This window comes from Streptomyces sp. NPDC059247 (assembly GCF_042754005.1).
GTDB lineage: Bacteria > Actinomycetota > Actinomycetes > Streptomycetales > Streptomycetaceae > Streptomyces.
The window spans coordinates 400,110-416,389 of the sequence record NZ_JBHYZW010000003.1 but is presented as its reverse complement, the minus strand read 5'-3'; the positions used below and the strand labels follow the sequence as shown (position 1 = coordinate 416,389).

Sequence of the window (16,280 nt, the reverse complement as noted above, 5' to 3'; positions counted from 1 at the left end):
CCGCCCCACCGGCCGTCCTCCCCCCGGGCGCACCGTCTCCGCCGCTGGACAGGGTGTGCGAGCATGAAAGGAGCGAGGACCCCACTCGACCCGGAATGAATCCGGGGCACCGACGGTTGCAACGTCGGCAAGCAGTCTCCGTACACCATCGGGAGAGAAGCAGATGTCCGTATCGGACGAGAAGACCACTGTCAGCGACGGCATCCTCCTGTCCGACGCCGCCGCGGCCAAGGTCAAGGCCCTCCTCGACCAGGAAGGCCGCGAGGACCTGGCCCTGCGCGTCGCCGTTCAGCCCGGCGGCTGCTCCGGCCTGCGTTACCAGCTGTTCTTCGACGAGCGTTCGCTCGACGGCGACGTCCTGAAGGACTTCGACGGCGTCAAGGTCGTCACCGACCGGATGAGCGCCCCCTACCTGGGCGGCGCCTCGATCGACTTCGTCGACACCATCGAGAAGCAGGGCTTCACCATCGACAACCCGAACGCCACGGGCTCCTGCGCCTGCGGCGACTCGTTCAGCTAAGCCGTACCGAGCGGTACGCGCCGGAGGGCGGCGGCCCGGGAGACCTTCCCGGCCCGCCGCCCTCCGGCGTATCCGGGCACCTCACCGGCACCCGGGCGTCTCGCAGGTATCCGGGGGTCTCGCGTGCGCTCCGGAGCCTCGCGCCCGCCGGGTCCTTCGCGCCTGCCCGCCCGGTCCTCGCCCCTCGCCCCCTCCCGCCGGGGCTCAGCGCCGGGGCACCGCCTCGCCGCTCGCGGAGTCCACCACCTGCCTGGAGCCCAGCGGGGCGTCCAGGGTCACCGTCCGCGTGAACTCCTGGGCGAGCGCGACGCACACCCGGCCCGTGCTCTTCTCGGCGATCCGCACCGTCACCCGCTCCGGGTGCTCCTCGGCCGTCACCGTGTACGTACTGCACACCCCGCCCCAGAACGAGACCATCAGCTTCCGGCCACCGTCCTCCGCGCGGTACGACTCGACCCGCCGGGCCGGAGCCGTACCGTCCGCGGGCGGCGTCGGCGCGATCGAGGGCTTCTCCGACCGGGCGACCGGCTCCAGGGCGACCGCCTCCCGCACCACCGTGTAGGGCGGGCCGTCCACCGGGTCCGCCGTGAACAGCCACGACGGTACGAGCAGCCGCTCACCGGCCACGTCCCGCGCGGCCAGAACGAACTCCGCGCCCGTCACCGGCACCTCCCGCGGCGGTGTCGTGCCCGCGACCTTCCGGCACGGGGGCTCCGGCGCGATCCCGCCGTCCCCGCCGACCGTGGCGCCGACGTCGGGCTTCCCCGCGCCGTCCACCCGGTCACCGCCCCCGGACCCTCCGGTGCCGCCCGCCCCGCCGGGTCCGCCCGGCTTCCCCGCGCCGTCCCCGCCGCGCGGGGCGCCCGCGGGGCAGGGGTCCGTACCGACCGGGCCCGGGTTCCTGGTGTCCTCGTTCAGCGCGGCCAGCGCCTCCTCCGCCACGATCACCGGGTGACCGCCGTCCCCCACCGGCTTCTTGAGCATCCCGCTCCCGGAGACCGGCCGCCCGTCCCGTCCGATGTGCAGCCCCGTCGACCAGCCGGTGGTGGGCAGCCCGTCCACGACCGGGTCGGCGCTCACCAGCCGCAGCGAGCCGTCCACCACCCGGTTCGCGGTGATCTTCGCGCCACCCTGCCCGAGCGCCTTCAGCACGGGCGCCGCCGCCGCCCGTGCCGCCGCCTCGCTCGGCGGGGCGCCACCCGTGGAGGGCTTGCCCTCGCCCGGCGGGGGGCAGGCGGGGCCCTTCAGGCAGGCGTCACCGATCGGTCCGCCGTCGAACCAGGAGTACGACCAGTTCCCCGGCGCCTTCCGGGCCACGTCGAGCCGAGGACCCGAACCGTCCTTCTCGGGGCGGATCGTCCAGACGTCCCCGGCCAGGACCGGGCTCCCGGCGAGGCCGAGCGCCGAGGCCAGCCTGGTCACCTCCGCGGAGGTGACCAGGCCCTCGGGCCGGTGGACCGCGGCCGAGGGGGGCCCTTGGGGGAGTGGGCCCCTGGCTGTGTAGACGGTCCCGCCGGGACCGCCGCCGGGATCGGGCTCGCCGGGCGCGATCCCGGGACCGTTCCGGGCGTCACCGGAGCCGGTACCGCTCCTCACCGGGGCGGTGGCCACGCCGCCCATCGGGCCGACGCCGACGTCCCCGGTCGCGACTCCGGGTGCCGTGGCGGCGAAGGCCAGATAGCCGCCCCCGGCGAGCAGCACGCCCGCCGCCACCGAGACGGCGAGCGTCTTCCGCCGCCTCCGCCCGTTCTCCGTATCACTCACCGCAACGCTCCCTCGTCTCGACAGCGGACGCCGGTGGGACGGAGCGGACGGGCGGACGGTTCCGTCCCTCAGCCGCCGTACTCGGCGGTGGCCGCGATCAGCCGGGCCGAGGCCGGGGAGACGACCACTCCGTTGATCGCGGCGGGGGAGACGGGCGCGGGCGCCGGGGGGACCGGGGTGACCCAGTGCGGGACCATCCGCGCGCCCGCGCCCCGCAGCTCGGCGAGGCTGAACTCGGACTCGTGTCGCTCACGAGGAGCGGGGTACGTGGTCATGGGCGCACCGTACGCACCACACACCTCTGGGGAAAAGGCCTACTCTGGGGTAGTTTCCACTGTTCGGCAGCGGGCGCCCCAGCGGGTAGCGTGAACTGTCCTTTCCCACGTCCCGCAGGAGCACCCAGCCGTGCGTATCGCAGTCACCGGCTCCATCGCCACCGACCACCTCATGACCTTCCCCGGCCGGTTCGCCGACCAATTGGTGGCCGACCAGCTCCACACGGTGTCCCTCTCCTTCCTCGTCGACAACCTCGACGTCCGCCGTGGCGGCGTCGGCCCCAACATCTGCTTCGGCATGGGCCAGCTCGGCGGCGCCCCGATCCTGGTGGGCGCGGCCGGGTACGACTTCGACGAGTACCGCGCCTGGCTCGACCGGCACGGCGTCGACACCGGCTCGGTACGGATCTCCGAAGTCCTGCACACCGCCCGTTTCGTCTGCACCACGGACAAGGACCACAACCAGATCGGCTCCTTCTACACCGGAGCCATGAGCGAGGCGCGGCTGATCGAGCTGAAGGCCGTCGCCGACCGCGTCGGCGGGCTCGACCTGGTCCTGATCGGCGCCGACGACCCCGAGGCGATGCTCCGGCACACCGAGGAGTGCAAGACGCGGGGCATCCCCTTCGCCGCCGACTTCTCGCAGCAGATCGCGCGCATGGACGGCGAGGAGATCCGCACCCTCCTCGAAGGCGCCACCTACCTCTTCTCCAACGAGTACGAGAAGGGCCTCATCGAGTCGAAGACCGGCTGGACCGAGGAGGAGATCCTCGCCCGCGTCGGCCACCGGGTCACCACCCTCGGCTCGCGCGGAGTGCGCATCGAGCGCGTCGGCGACACCCCGATCGAGGTCGGCTGCGCCGAGGAGACCGCCAAGGTCGACCCGACCGGCGTCGGCGACGCCTTCCGCGCCGGATTCCTCACCGGTCTGTCCTGGGGCGTCGGCCTGGAGCGCGCCGCCCAGGTCGGCTGCATGTTGGCCACCCTGGTCATCGAGACCCTCGGCACCCAGGAGTACACCCTGCGCCGCGCCAACTTCATGGAGCGCTTCACCAAGGCGTACGGCGAGGACGCCGCCGCCGAGGTCCGTACCCACCTGGTCTGACCGCCCGCCCCGGTCCCGCGCGGACCGGGGCACTCCAGGCCGCGGAACCTCCGGGCCCCGGGACGCCCCCGCACGGGCCCGGGGCCTCTGCCGTACCTGGCCGACTTCGGCAGACTCCGGCCCGCCTCCGGCCCCAGGGCCCCCAGGCCCGAGCCGCCCCGGCCGACTTCGGCAGATTTTGGCAGACCCCGGCCCGCCCCCGGCCCCAGGCCTCACCGGCCCGAGCCGCCCCGGCCCCAAGGCCCACCGGCCCGAGCCGCCCCGGTCCGGGGCTCCCGGTCCCGGCCCCCGTCTCAGGCCACCCGGCGCACCACGTACGCGGTCCCGCCCCGCGCCGACGGCTCCTCGCCCACGTACTCCTGGCCGCGCATCTCGCACCAGGCGGGGATGTCGAGACGGGCCGCCGCGTCGTCCGCCAGGACGGTCACCGTGCCGCCCGGCGGGACGTCGCCGATCACCTTCGCCAGCTCGATCACCGGGATCGGGCAGCGCTTGCCGAGCGCGTCCACCACCAGCGGGCCCGCTCCCGCCGCCGGGGCCGCCGCCCGGCCGACCGGGGCGCCCAGCCGCTCCCGTACCCCCGCCACCACCCCGGGCAGCACGTCGAGGAACCGGTCCACGTCCCCGGCCGCCGTACCGGCCGGCAGGGACACCCGGACGTTCCCCTCGCTCAGTACGCCCATCGCCCGCAGCACATGGCTGGGCGTCAGCGTCGAACTCGTGCACGAAGAACCGGACGAAACGGAGAAACCCTCCCGGTCCAGCTCGTGCAGCAGCGTCTCCCCGTCGACATAGAGACAGGAGAACGTCACCAGATGGGGGAGCCGCCGCACCGGGTCGCCCACCACCTCCACCTCCGGCACCAGCTCCGCCACCCCGGCCCTGATCCGGTCCACCAGGGCCCGCAGTCGCGCCCCCTCGGCCGCCGCCTCCGCCCGTACGGCCCGCAGCGAGGCCGCCGCCGCCACGATCGCGGGCAGGTTCTCGAAGCCCGGCGCCCGGCCCGACTCCCGCTCGTCCGCAGGACCTCGCGGCGCGAACCTGACCCCCTTCCGCACCGCCAGCAGCCCCACCCCGGCCGGACCGCCCCACTTGTGCGCGCTCGCCGCGAGCAGCGACCAGCCGCCCTCCACCGGCCCCCAGCCCAGCGACTGGGCCGCGTCCACCAGCAGCGGCACACCCGCCGCCCGGCACGCCTCGGCGACCTCCGCCACCGGCTGCTCGGTCCCCACCTCGTGGTTGGCCGACTGGAGACACGCCAGGGCCGTCCCGGCGCCGAGCGCCGCCGCGAACCCGTCCGCGTCCACCGCACCCGACCGGCCCACCGGCACCTCGGTCACGGTCCCGCCCGCCGCCGCGTGCGCCTCCGCCGCGTGCAGCACCGAGGAGTGCTCGACGGCCGAGACCACGAGCCCGCCGCCGACCCGCCGCCGCCCCGCCAGCGCCCCGGAGACCCCGGCGTGAACCGCGCGCGTCCCCGAAGGAGTGAACACGAGCTCGTCCGGGCGACAGCCCACGGCGTCCGCCGCCGCCTCCCGCGCCGCGTCGAGCAGCAGCCGGGCCCGCCGCCCCTCCCGGTACAGCCGGGCGGGATCGGCCCAGCCCTCGTCCAGGGAGGCGAGCAGCGCCTGGCGGGCGACGGGGTGCAGCGGGGCGGCGGACGCGGCGTCGAAGTACGGCATCCGCCCACGGTAGGGCCTGCGGGGAACCCCCGTACGGCCGGGCGCCCCGGACCCGCCGGGTGGCGGTGAGCCCTCGTCAGAAGGGGGGCGCGACGCGCCGCGAGACACCCGGACGGACGAGTCCGGACCCCCTGCGGAACCCCGGAGTCCACCCCTTCGGGGACTCGGGCGGCGCGTTGGGCACCCTCCCCGCGCGACCCCAAATAGCGTCCAGTAGGGTTTGGTCCGCATAAACATCCAAACCCCTGCCCGCGGCACGGGGCGGCGACCGACCAGCGAGACGGACGACCGTGGCCGACCAACGCGGGCCGAGACTCTCGGGAAGGCGCTACGTGAGTCCCAACGGCTCCGACCTCCCCCGCAGCCAAGGCGCGGGTGGTACCCCCACGTCGCGGCGCCCGATGCGGCGGAAGCTGCCGCAGGTGCTGACTGCGGGCCTGATCCTGGCGACAGCCACCGGCTGCTCGTACAACTGGGAAGACTTCCCCCGCCTCGGAATGCCCACCCCCGTCACGGAAGAGGCGCCTGTGATCCTCTCCCTGTGGCAGGGGTCGTGGGCCGCCGCGCTCATTACCGGTGTCCTGGTGTGGGGCCTGATCCTCTGGGCCACCATCTTCCACCGGCGCAGCCGGACCAAGATCGAGGTACCTCCGCAGACCCGTTACAACATGCCCATCGAGGCGCTGTACACGGTCACTCCGCTGATCATCGTCTCGGTGCTCTTCTACTTCACCGCGCGTGACGAGTCGAAGCTCCTGGCGCTCTCCGACAAGCCCGCCCACACGGTCAACGTGGTCGGCTACCAGTGGAGCTGGGGCTTCAACTACGTCGAGAACGTGCCCGGTGTGAAGGGTGACGCCAAGACGGACAAGAACCTCGCCTCGATCCCCAACAAGTTCCTCGAGGACTTCCCGGAGAACGCGGGCGGCGTCTACGACGCCGGCATCCCCGGCGACCGCAACCCCCAGACCGGCAACCCGGGCCCGACCCTGTGGCTGCCCAAGGGCGAGAAGGTCCGGTTCGTCCTGACCTCCCGTGATGTCATCCACTCCTTCTGGGTCGTCCCCTTCCTGATGAAGCAGGACGTCATCCCGGGTCACACCAACTCCTTCGAGGTGACCCCGACGCGTGAGGGCACCTTCCTCGGCAAGTGCGCCGAGCTGTGCGGTGTCGACCACTCCCGGATGCTCTTCAACGTCAAGGTGGTCTCCCCGGAGCGCTACCAGCAGCACCTGAAGGAGCTGGCCGAGAAGGGGCAGACCGGCTACATCCCGTCTGGCATCGAGCTGACGGACCCGGCCAGGAATGCGGAGAAGAACCAACTGTGAGCATCCCCAACGAAACCCAGGGTGCCGCCGCAGCTGAGGACTCGTACGAGAACGAGTTGCCCGTACGGCGCAAGCAGCCCGGCAATGTCGTGATCAAGTGGCTGACCACCACGGACCACAAGACGATCGGCACGCTCTACCTGGTCACGTCGTTCGTCTTCTTCTGCATCGGCGGACTCATGGCGCTCTTCATGCGCGCCGAGCTGGCCCGTCCGGGTACGCAGATCATGTCGAACGAGCAGTTCAACCAGGCGTTCACGATGCACGGCACGATCATGCTGCTGATGTTCGCGACGCCGCTGTTCGCCGGATTCGCGAACTGGATCATGCCGCTGCAGATCGGCGCGCCCGACGTGGCGTTCCCGCGGCTGAACATGTTCGCCTACTGGCTCTACCTGTTCGGCTCGATCATCGCGGTGGCCGGCTTCCTCACCCCGCAGGGTGCGGCCGACTTCGGCTGGTTCGCCTACTCCCCGCTGTCGGACGCGGTCCGCTCGCCGGGTGTCGGCGCCGACATGTGGATCATGGGCCTGGCCTTCTCCGGCTTCGGCACGATCCTCGGTTCGGTCAACTTCATCACCACGATCATCTGTATGCGTGCCCCCGGCATGACGATGTTCCGTATGCCGATCTTCACCTGGAACGTGCTGCTGACCGGTGTCCTGGTCCTGCTCGCCTTCCCGGTGCTGGCGGCGGCGCTGTTCGCCCTGGAGGCGGACCGCAAGTTCGGTGCGCACATCTTCGACGCGGCCAACGGCGGCGCGTTGCTGTGGCAACACCTCTTCTGGTTCTTCGGACACCCAGAGGTGTACATCATCGCCTTGCCCTTCTTCGGCATCATCTCCGAGGTCATCCCGGTCTTCAGCCGCAAGCCGATGTTCGGCTACATCGGTCTGGTGGCCGCGACCATCGCCATCGCCGGTCTGTCCGTGACCGTGTGGGCCCACCACATGTACGTCACAGGCGGCGTGCTCCTGCCGTTCTTCTCCTTCATGACGTTCCTCATCGCCGTACCGACCGGTGTGAAGTTCTTCAACTGGATCGGAACGATGTGGAAGGGCTCACTGTCCTTCGAGACACCGATGCTCTGGGCCGTCGGCTTCCTGATCACCTTCACCTTCGGTGGTCTGACCGGCGTCATCCTGGCCTCGCCGCCGATGGACTTCCACGTCTCCGACTCGTACTTCGTCGTGGCGCACTTCCACTACGTCATCTTCGGCACCGTCGTCTTCGCGATGTTCTCCGGCTTCCACTTCTGGTGGCCGAAGTTCACCGGCAAGATGCTCGACGAGCGCCTCGGCAAGGTCACGTTCTGGACGCTGTTCGTGGGCTTCCACGGCACCTTCCTGGTGCAGCACTGGCTGGGTGCCGAGGGGATGCCGCGTCGCTACGCGGACTACCTGGACGCCGACGGCTTCACCGCGCTGAACACGATCTCGACGATCTCCTCCTTCCTGCTCGGACTGTCCGTCCTGCCGTTCTTCTACAACGTCTGGAAGACCGCCAAGTACGGCAAGAAGATCGAGGTCGACGACCCGTGGGGCTACGGCCGTTCGCTCGAATGGGCGACGTCCTGCCCGCCGCCGCGGCACAACTTCCTCACGCTGCCGCGCATCCGGTCGGAATCGCCCGCGTTCGACCTGCACCACCCTGAGATCGCCGCTCTCGACCAGCTCGAGAACAAGCCGCACGAGGCCGAGGCCCTCACGGGCAGCAAGGAGGCCGGCAAGTGAAGATCCAGGGCAAGATGTTCATCTGGCTGAGCGTCTTCATCCTTGCCATGGCGGTCCTGTACGGCGTCTGGTCCAAGGAGCCGGTCGGCACGACGGCGCTCTTCCTGGCCTTCGGCCTGTCCATCATGATCGGCTACTACCTGGCCTTCACGGCCAAGCGGGTCGACGCGATGGCGCAGGACGACAAGGAGGCCGACGTCGCGGACGAGGCCGGTGAGGTGGGCTTCTTCGCCCCCCACAGCTGGCAGCCGCTGGCGCTGTCCGTGGGTGGCGCGCTCGCCTTCCTCGCCGTCGCCATGGGCTGGTGGATCCTGTACTTCTCCGCCCCGCTGCTCCTGATCGGCCTCTTCGGCTGGGTCTTCGAGTTCTACCGCGGCGAGAACCAGAACCAGTAGCGGTACCCCGCTCCGCACGGAGCACCCCGAGGGGCCCGGACACTTCGTCATCGAAGTGTCCGGGCCCCTCTTTTGCAGCACTCGGCGCGCTGTCCCACGTGATTGTTCTTACGGTGGGTGCATGAACGACACGCCGCGTATCCGGACTGTTGTGAGCTGCACCCTGCTGGCCGTCACCGTCACCGCCACCGCAACGGCGTGCGGGGGTTCCGACGGCCACCCGCTGTCGGCGAGGGCCTACGACGCGGCCGGACAGCTCGTGGTCAGCGCCCCCGCCAAGGGCGCCAAGGCGGATCCCGAGAAGCCCCTGGAGATCACCGCCAAGGGCGAGGAGGGCCAGATCACCGACGTCAGCGCCGTCGACTCGGCGGGCCACCACCTGGCGGGCGAACTCACCGCGGACGGGCGCCGGTGGCGCTCCACGGCCTCCCTGGCGGCCGGAGCCCGCTACACGGTCCGGGTGGCCACCGAGGACGAGGACGGCGCTCCAGGGGCCCGTACGTTCACGTTCGAGACGGCTCCGGCCAAGACGGCCCTCACGGTGACCTTCGGCCCGGAGGCGGGCACCTACGGCGTCGGGCAGCCCATCACGGCCGAACTGAGCCTCCCGGTCAAGGACCGCAAGGCCCGCGGGGTCGTCGAGCGGGCCCTCAGGGTCCGCTCGACCCCCTCGGTCGAGGGCTCCTGGTACTGGGTGGACGAGAAGACGATGCACTTCCGCCCGAAGGAGTACTGGCCCGCCGGGGCGCTCGTCACGGTCACCGGCAACCTGGACGGCCTCAAGATCGGCGACAAGCTCTACGGCGGCGCCTCCGCACCGCTGAAGCTGACCATCGGCGACCGGATCGAGGCGATCACGGACGCCGGGGCGCACTACATGACCGTGCTGCGCAACGGAGAAGTGATCAACAGTATGCCGGTGACCACCGGCAAGGCGGGCTACTCCACCCGGAACGGCATCAAGGTGGTGCTCGGCAAGGAGTACTACGTCCGGATGCGCGGCACCAGCATCGGCATCTCCACGGGCAGTTCCGACTCGTACGATCTGCCCGTCTACTACGCGACCCGGGTCACCTGGAGCGGCGAGTACGTGCACGCCGCCCCGTGGTCCGTCGGCTCCCAGGGCGTCGAGAACGTGAGCCACGGCTGTGTCGGCATGTCGACGGGGAACGCGGCCTGGTTCTACGAGACCGTCCGCCCCGGCGACATCGTCAAGACCGTCAACAGCTGGGGCGAGGAGATGGACACCTTCGGCAACGGCTTCGGCGACTGGAACATGGACTGGGCCGACTGGCGCAAAGGCAGCGCGCTGGTCGAGCCCAGCGGCGACCCGACCCCCGCCACCGAGAAGGCCCGCCTCCGGCCCTCGATCTGATCAGTCCGACCGGCTCACGCGTCGATCGACAGGCGTGAGCGCAGCAGGGCCGCCAGGGACGCCGCGAACTCGACCGGTTCCACCGGAAGGGTGACCGCGGCGTCCGCGCGGCTCCAGGTGGCCAGCCAGGCGTCCTGAGGGCGCCCGATGAGCAGCAGCACCGGCGGGCACCGGAACACCTCGTCCTTGATCTGACGGCAGACGCCCATGCCTCCGGCGGGCACCGCCTCGCCGTCCAGGACGCACACGTCGATGCCGCCCTCGTCCAGGCGCTTCAGCACCGCCGGCAGTGTCGCGCACTCCACGAACCGCACCGGGGGGACGTCCGACGCGGGCCTGCGCCCCGCCGCCAGCCGTACCTGCTCGCGGGTGTTCGCGTCGTCGCTGTAGACCAGGACCGTGGCACTCGACTGCATCGTTCCTCCGGCTGGGAAGGCGGGCGGTCGTCGTCGACCGATGCGCGGGATGCTACTCCGGTCCACACCCCGTCAACACCCGTTCAGCATCTGTTCGAAGAGTGCCCGGAGGGCCCTCGCACTGGGCCGTTCGGGCTGGACACACCCCTCGGACACTCCGAACGGCACCCCCCGGAGTGAGGGCGGGATAAGCGACCGACATAATGTCGGTCGTGGCGACAGTAACGACAGTAGAAACAGGGCACGCGCACCCGTCGGTCAATCGACCGAACCTCACCAGCGTCGGAACCATCATCTGGTTGAGCTCCGAGCTGATGTTCTTCGCGGCCCTCTTCGCGATGTACTTCACCCTGCGATCGGTGACGGGTGCCGAGTTCTGGGCGGAAAAGGCTTCGGCCTTGAACTTCCCGTTCTCGGCGACCAACACCACGATCCTGGTGCTCTCCTCCCTCACCTGCCAGCTCGGCGTCTTCGCCGCCGAGCGGGGTGACGTGAAGAAGCTCAGGACGTGGTTCATCATCACGTTCGTGATGGGTTCGATCTTCGTCGGCGGACAGGTCTTCGAGTACACCGAGCTCGTCAAGGAGTACGGCCTCTCGCTGTCCTCCGACGCGTACGGCTCGGTCTTCTACCTGACCACCGGCTTCCACGGACTGCACGTGACAGGCGGGCTCATCGCCTTCCTGCTGGTCCTGGGCCGGACGTACGCCGCCAAGAGGTTCACTCACGAACAGGCAACCGCCGCCATCGTCGTGTCCTACTACTGGCACTTCGTCGATGTCGTCTGGATCGGCCTCTTCGCCACGATCTACATGATCAAGTAATCGGGCCCCGCCGACCCGGCGGACCGAGACATCCAGCAAGCATCGACGCAGAAGATCCTGACACCGGGGTAATCCGTGAAAAAGCTCTCCGCACGACGACGCCATCCGCTGGCGGCGGTCGTCGTCCTACTTCTCGCGCTGGCGGCCACTGGGGGGCTGTACGCCGCGTTCGCGCCCGCAGGCACCGCGAAGGCCGATGAAACCGCCCAGTCCCTCGCCATCGAGGAGGGCAAGAAGCTCTACTCCGTCGGCTGCGCCAGCTGCCACGGAACCGGGGGTCAGGGCACCACTGACGGCCCGTCCCTCGTCGGCGTCGGCTCCGCCGCCGTCGACTTCCAGGTCGGCACGGGCCGGATGCCGGCCCAGCAGCCGGGCGCCCAGGTCCCGAAGAAGAAGGTCATCTACTCGCAGGCTGAGATCGATCAGCTCGCGGCGTACGTCGCCTCTCTCGGTGCCGGTCCGATCACGCCGGCCGAGAGTCAGTACAACCCCGCCGGTGCCGACGCGGCGAAGGGTGGCGAGCTGTTCCGCACGAACTGTGCCCAGTGCCACAACTTCACCGGTGCCGGTGGCGCGCTGACCCACGGCAAGTACGCCCCGAGCCTCGAAGGCGTGAGCCCGAAGCACCTCTACGAGGCCATGCAGACCGGCCCGCAGAACATGCCCTCCTTCCCGGACTCGACCATGCCGGAGAAGCAGAAGAAGGACATCATCGCGTACGTCCAGGCCGTCAACAGTGACAAGTCGGACAACCCGGGCGGTCTGACGCTCGGTAGTCTCGGCCCCGTCGCCGAGGGTCTGTTCGCCTGGGTCTTCGGCCTGGGCGCGCTGATCGCAGTTGCCATCTGGGTCGCGGCCCACACCGCTAAGGCCAAGAAGTCATGAGTAGCCAAGAGATTCCAGAAGAGACCCTGCCGGCAGGGCAGGACACCGCGCACGGCGCGGTGAAGGTCGCCGACGACCCGTTCGCCGACCCGGGCCTCCCGCCCCACAAGCCCCGCATCCAGGACATCGACGAGCGGGCCGCCCGCCGGTCCGAGCGCGCGGTCGCCTTCATGTTCACGCTGTCGATGCTGGCCACCGTCGGCTTCATCGCCTCGTACGTGATCTTCCCGGTCGACAAGATCGTGTACATCTGGCCCTTCGGCCGGGTGTCCGCGCTCAACTTCGCGCTCGGCTGGACCCTCGGCCTCGCCCTCTTCTTCATCGGCGCGGGCGCGGTCCACTGGGCCCGCACCCTGATGTCCGATGTCGAGATCGCGGACGAGCGGCACCCCATCCAGGCCGACGCCGAGACCAAGGCGAAGGTCATGGCGGACTTCGCGGCCGGTGCCGCCGAGTCCGGCATGGGCCGCCGCAAGCTCATCCGCAACACGATGTTCGGCGCGCTGTCGCTCGTACCGCTCTCCGGCATCGTGCTGCTGCGTGACATGGGCCCGCTGCCCGAGAAGAAGCTCCGGACCACCCGGTGGGCCAAGGGGCTTCAGCTCATCAACATGAACACCCACGAGCCGCTGCGTCCCGAGGACGTCGCGGTCGGCTCGCTGACCTTCGTGATGCCGGAAGGTCTGACCGAGCACGACGAGGACTTCCTCACCGAGATCACCAAGGCCGCCGTCATGGTCGTGCGGATCGAGCCGCAGGACATCAAGGACAAGCGCGAGCTCGAGTGGTCGCACGAGGGCATCGTCGCCTACTCGAAGATCTGCACCCACGTGGGCTGCCCGATCTCCCTGTACGAGCAGCAGACGCACCACGTCCTCTGCCCGTGCCACCAGTCCACCTTCGACCTCTCCGACGGCGCCCGCGTCATCTTCGGCCCGGCCGGACACGCCCTTCCGCAGCTGCGGATCGGCGTGAACGACAAGGGCTTCCTCGAGGCGCTCGGCGACTTCGACGAGCCCGTCGGTCCTGCCTTCTGGGAGCGCGGATGAGCACCGTGACCGATACGGATACGACGAAGAAGGCCCCCGCCGGTGAGCGGGTGGCCGACTGGGCCGACGGCCGCCTGGGGATCTACACGCTGGCCAAGGCCAACATGCGGAAGATCTTCCCGGACCACTGGTCCTTCATGCTGGGCGAGATCTGCCTCTACAGCTTCCTCATCATCATCCTGACGGGCGTCTATCTGACGATGTTCTTCCACCCGTCGATGAACGAGGTGGAGTACGTCGGACCGTACGTCCCGCTCCAGGGACAGCTGATGTCCGAGGCGTTCAACTCGACCATGCACATCTCGTTCGAGGTGCGCGGTGGTCTGCTGATCCGGCAGATCCACCACTGGGCGGCGCTGATCTTCCTCGCCGGCATGTTCGTGCACATGATGCGCGTCTTCTTCACGGGCTCGTTCCGCAAGCCGCGTGAGATCAACTGGCTGTTCGGCTTCCTGCTGTTCTTCCTGGGCATGTTCACCGGCTTCACCGGTTACTCGCTCCCGGACGACCTGCTCTCCGGCACCGGTGTCCGCTTCATGCAGGGCGCGATCCTGTCCGTGCCGATCGTGGGCACGTACCTGTCGATGTTCCTGTTCGGCGGCGAGTTCCCCGGCGGCGACTTCGTGGCCCGGTTCTACTCGGCCCACGTCCTGCTGCTGCCCGGCATCATGCTCGGCCTGATGGTGGCCCACCTCATCCTGGTGTTCTTCCACAAGCACACGCAGTTCGCCGGTCCCGGCCGTACGAACAACAACGTCGTGGGTATGCCGCTGCTGCCGGTCTACATGGCCAAGGCCGGAGGCTTCTTCTTCCTGGTCTTCGGTGTCATCTCGGTCATCGCGGCCATCGCCTCGATCAACCCGATCTGGGCCATCGGCCCGTACCGCCCCGACCAGGTCGGTACCGGCGCCCAGCCCGACTGGTACATGGGCTTCGCCGAGGGTCTGATCCGTGTCATGCCGGGCTGGGAGATCAACCTGTGGGGCCACACGCTGGTCCTCGGTGTGATGATCCCGCTGGCGATCTTCCCGGCGGTCCTCGCGGCCATCGCGGTCTACCCGTTCATCGAGTCCTGGATCACGGGCGACAAGCGCGAGCACCACATCGCGCAGCGCCCGCGCAACGCTCCGACGCGCACCGCCTTCGGCGTCGCCTGGATCACCGCGTACATGATCATGCTCGTGGGTGGTGGAAACGACATCTGGGCGACCCACTTCCACCTGTCGATCAACGCCATCACCTGGTTCGTGCGGATCTTCTTCTTCGCCGGTCCGGTCATCGCGTTCATCGTCACCAAGCGGATCTGCCTCGGCCTCCAGCGCCGGGACAAGGACAAGGTGCTGCACGGCCGCGAGTCCGGCATCATCAAGCGCCTGCCGCACGGTGAGTTCGTCGAGGTCCACGAGCCGCTCAGCCAGGGCGAGCTGTACCGCCTCACGGCGCACGAGCAGTACGAGGCCGCCGAGCTGCCGCCGGCCGTCGACGAGAACGGTGTCGCGCGCAAGGTCAGCGGTCTGGAGAAGCTCCGGGTCAAGCTCAGCAAGGGCTACTACGGCGACGACAGCCAGATCGCCAAGCCCACGGCCGAGGAGTACAAGGAGATCCAGAGCGGCCACGGCCACCACTGATCACCTGAACACCTGACCATGTGAAGGTCGCCACGGTGAGAGCCCCGTCCATTCGATGGACGGGGCTCTTCGCCGTCCCCGGGGGTCGATAGGGTGGGCCCGTATCCGCACGCACATCCGTCACACACCGACCAGGAGCCGCCATGAGCGCCGCTGCCCCCGCTGGAGGACCTACGTCGGCGGGCCGCTCCTGGCCGGCCGTGCTGAACACCCTGCTCGACGGCGGCGACCTCAGCACCGAGGACTCCGCCTGGGCCATGGACCGCATCATGAGCGGCGAGGCCACCGACGTGCAGATCGCGGGCTTCGCGGTCGCGCTGCGCGCCAAGGGCGAGACCGTCGAGGAGATCACCGGCCTCGTCCGCACGATGTACGCGCACGCCAACACCATCGAGGTGCCCGGCCGGACCGTGGACATCGTCGGCACCGGCGGCGACGGCGCGAAGACCGTCAACATCTCCACCATGTCGGCGATCGTGGTCGCGGGCACCGGCGCCAAGGTCGTCAAGCACGGCAACCGGGCGGCCTCCTCCGCCTCCGGCGCCTCCGACGTCCTGGAGAAGCTCGGCGTCAACCTGGAGCTGACCCCGCGCCGGGTGAGCGAGGTCGCCGAGGAGGCGGGCATCACCTTCTGCTTCGCGGTGAAGTTCCACCCGTCGCTGCGGCACGTCGCCACCGCCCGGGGCCAGCTCGGGGTGCGGACCGTCTTCAACTTCCTCGGCCCGCTCACCAACCCGGCCCGCGTCGGGGCCCAGGCGACCGGCGTGGCCGACGCCCGGATGGCCCCGATCATCGCCGGGGTGCTCGCCGAGCGCGGCTCCTCCGCGCTGGTCTTCCGGGGCGACGACGGACTCGACGAACTGACCACCACCGCCACCTCGCGGGTCTGGGTGGTCCGGGACGGCACGGTCCGCGAGGAGTCCTTCGACCCCCGGGACGTCGGCATCGACCTGGTCCCCGTGGAAGCGCTGCGCGGCGCCGACGCCTCGTACAACGCGGACGTCGCCCGCAGGCTGCTCGCGGGGGAGACCGGACCGGTGCGGGACGCCGTCCTGCTCAACTCGGCGGCGGCGCTGACCGCCCTGGAGCCGGGCGGCGGCACCCTGGCGGAGCGGATCGCGGCGGGGATGACGAGGGCCGCCGAGGCCATCGACTCCGGCGCCGCCCGCCGGGCCCTGGAGCGCTGGATCACCGTCAGCAACGCCTAGGACGGGCCCCGGGGGCGGCCTCCCGCCCCTCCGGCCCCTCCCGGTCCCCTCTGCCGTACGACCCCGGTCCACCATGCGGACCGGGGTCTTGCG

General features: G+C 70.1%; 15 protein-coding genes. 11 read left to right on the top strand and 4 right to left on the bottom strand.

Features of this window, described 5'->3' with window-relative positions; all coding sequences use genetic code 11:
* Nucleotides 1-163: 163 nt before the first annotated feature.
* Entirely contained in the window at nucleotides 164-520 is a 357-nt protein-coding gene (locus ACFXGN_RS08925; protein WP_351752758.1) for an iron-sulfur cluster assembly accessory protein, read from the top strand.
* A 204-nt stretch (nucleotides 521-724) separates the two neighbouring features.
* On the opposite strand, the gene ACFXGN_RS08920 is transcribed toward ACFXGN_RS08925, so the two are convergent.
* Both ACFXGN_RS08920 and ACFXGN_RS08915 read right to left on the bottom strand, forming a co-directional pair.
* Entirely contained in the window at nucleotides 725-2,284 is a 1,560-nt protein-coding gene (locus ACFXGN_RS08920; protein ID WP_384855383.1) for a hypothetical protein, read from the bottom strand.
* 68 nt (nucleotides 2,285-2,352) lie between these two features.
* Complete coding sequence (locus ACFXGN_RS08915; protein ID WP_384855380.1) at nucleotides 2,353-2,559, bottom strand: hypothetical protein; 207 nt, start codon at nucleotides 2,557-2,559, stop codon at nucleotides 2,353-2,355.
* Nucleotides 2,560-2,689: 130 nt separating this feature from the next.
* On the opposite strand from ACFXGN_RS08915, the gene ACFXGN_RS08910 reads away from it, so the two are divergent.
* A complete protein-coding gene (locus ACFXGN_RS08910; protein WP_384855377.1) occupies nucleotides 2,690-3,664 on the top strand; it encodes a carbohydrate kinase family protein in 975 nt (324 codons plus the stop codon).
* A gap of 293 nt (nucleotides 3,665-3,957) precedes the next feature.
* Here the strand turns inward: ACFXGN_RS08910 and ACFXGN_RS08905 are convergent, their stop codons facing one another.
* Nucleotides 3,958-5,346, bottom strand: a complete 1,389-nt coding sequence (locus ACFXGN_RS08905) for a cysteine desulfurase/sulfurtransferase TusA family protein (protein ID WP_384855375.1) — start codon at nucleotides 5,344-5,346, stop codon at nucleotides 3,958-3,960.
* A gap of 332 nt (nucleotides 5,347-5,678) precedes the next feature.
* On the opposite strand from ACFXGN_RS08905, the gene coxB reads away from it, so the two are divergent.
* The 4 genes from coxB to ACFXGN_RS08885 all read left to right on the top strand — a co-directional run bounded on the left by coxB (nucleotide 5,679) and on the right by ACFXGN_RS08885 (nucleotide 10,177).
* Nucleotides 5,679-6,674, top strand: a complete 996-nt coding sequence (coxB, locus tag ACFXGN_RS08900; protein ID WP_384855372.1) for a cytochrome c oxidase subunit II — start codon at nucleotides 5,679-5,681, stop codon at nucleotides 6,672-6,674.
* Nucleotides 6,671-8,407 (top strand): cytochrome c oxidase subunit I, encoded by a 1,737-nt coding sequence (gene ctaD / locus ACFXGN_RS08895; RefSeq protein WP_384855369.1) that lies wholly within the window; start codon nucleotides 6,671-6,673, stop codon nucleotides 8,405-8,407. The genes coxB and ctaD overlap by 4 nt, the downstream gene beginning before the upstream one ends.
* Nucleotides 8,404-8,802: a cytochrome c oxidase subunit 4 gene (locus ACFXGN_RS08890; protein ID WP_351779510.1), complete on the top strand. Its 399-nt coding sequence runs from the start codon at nucleotides 8,404-8,406 to the stop codon at nucleotides 8,800-8,802. Before ctaD ends, ACFXGN_RS08890 begins: the two co-directional genes overlap by 4 nt.
* 121 nt (nucleotides 8,803-8,923) lie before the next feature.
* Nucleotides 8,924-10,177, top strand: a complete 1,254-nt coding sequence (locus ACFXGN_RS08885) for an Ig-like domain-containing protein (RefSeq protein WP_384855366.1) — start codon at nucleotides 8,924-8,926, stop codon at nucleotides 10,175-10,177.
* A gap of 14 nt (nucleotides 10,178-10,191) precedes the next feature.
* On the opposite strand, the gene ACFXGN_RS08880 is transcribed toward ACFXGN_RS08885, so the two are convergent.
* Nucleotides 10,192-10,593 (bottom strand): hypothetical protein, encoded by a 402-nt coding sequence (locus ACFXGN_RS08880; RefSeq protein WP_384855363.1) that lies wholly within the window; start codon nucleotides 10,591-10,593, stop codon nucleotides 10,192-10,194.
* Between the two features lie 203 nt (nucleotides 10,594-10,796).
* Between ACFXGN_RS08880 and ACFXGN_RS08875 the strand changes: the two genes are divergently transcribed.
* The 5 genes from ACFXGN_RS08875 (at nucleotide 10,797) to trpD (ending at nucleotide 16,187) form a co-directional block, all read left to right on the top strand.
* Complete coding sequence (locus ACFXGN_RS08875) at nucleotides 10,797-11,417, top strand: heme-copper oxidase subunit III (RefSeq protein ID WP_384855360.1); 621 nt, start codon at nucleotides 10,797-10,799, stop codon at nucleotides 11,415-11,417.
* A gap of 75 nt (nucleotides 11,418-11,492) precedes the next feature.
* Nucleotides 11,493-12,302, top strand: a complete 810-nt coding sequence (locus ACFXGN_RS08870; RefSeq protein WP_384855357.1) for a c-type cytochrome — start codon at nucleotides 11,493-11,495, stop codon at nucleotides 12,300-12,302.
* Nucleotides 12,299-13,351, top strand: coding sequence for a Rieske 2Fe-2S domain-containing protein (locus ACFXGN_RS08865; protein ID WP_384855355.1), 1,053 nt, complete (start codon nucleotides 12,299-12,301; stop codon nucleotides 13,349-13,351). The genes ACFXGN_RS08870 and ACFXGN_RS08865 overlap by 4 nt, the downstream gene beginning before the upstream one ends.
* A complete protein-coding gene (locus tag ACFXGN_RS08860) occupies nucleotides 13,348-14,979 on the top strand; it encodes a cytochrome bc complex cytochrome b subunit (protein WP_384855352.1) in 1,632 nt (543 codons plus the stop codon). The genes ACFXGN_RS08865 and ACFXGN_RS08860 overlap by 4 nt, the downstream gene beginning before the upstream one ends.
* A gap of 143 nt (nucleotides 14,980-15,122) precedes the next feature.
* Nucleotides 15,123-16,187 (top strand): anthranilate phosphoribosyltransferase, encoded by a 1,065-nt coding sequence (gene trpD, locus ACFXGN_RS08855; RefSeq protein WP_384855350.1) that lies wholly within the window; start codon nucleotides 15,123-15,125, stop codon nucleotides 16,185-16,187.
* Nucleotides 16,188-16,280 lie beyond the last annotated feature (93 nt).